This window comes from Pseudomonas sp. PA-1-3F, assembly GCF_021609665.1.
GTDB classification, from domain to species: domain Bacteria; phylum Pseudomonadota; class Gammaproteobacteria; order Pseudomonadales; family Pseudomonadaceae; genus Aquipseudomonas; species Aquipseudomonas paracarnis.
Genome location: NZ_WJZD01000086.1, coordinates 1 through 571, shown reverse-complemented (window position 1 = coordinate 571; position 571 = coordinate 1). Strand labels below are relative to the sequence as shown.

The following is a 571-nucleotide window of genomic DNA, read 5'->3' as shown; positions in this document are numbered from 1 at the left end:
TCGGCCAGCTCCCTTGAAGGGGGAAGCGTACGGTCGCGTCGACATCCGGCTCGATATGGCCACCCTGGTCCTCGTCTATCGTCGGCGCCGGCCACCTGACGACTTGCCCCACGACCTCCAGATAGAGTTTTTCGGAAGGCTGTTGCACCGCGCCATTCTGATACAGGGCATGCACACTCGCGCTGCCTTCGGCAATCGCGCTCACCAGCGCGTTGGGAACCTCAAAGGTATAAAGGCCTGCTCTACTGAGTTCTTCAGTGTGCGTATAAGGGATCGAATTGCCTTCACTGTCCAAACCGGCCCAGATCAGCGTCACGTGGGAATAGGCGCTAGCCTCCTGGGAGAGGACCCAAATGGCCACTTCCACATCCCAACTGCCCAGTTCCGCGAGGTCGATTTTCGTACCGGTGTCTGGAAACTGCAGCCACGGCGCTTCGGGGCGCACCTCATTGAGGTGCACATCAATCAACGACACCGCCGACCAGCGCGCCCGCTCCTCCGGCAGATTGCCGCCCGCGTCCCGCACCTGGTAAGCCACGCGCGTAAGCCGGTTATTGCCCGCGGCGCTGAT

Annotated in this window: 1 pseudogene; it reads right to left on the bottom strand. The window is 61.5% G+C overall.

The annotated features are described in order from the left end of the window. Window positions 1-571, bottom strand: a pseudogene (locus GIV26_RS27090) (hypothetical protein); the annotation flags it as partial.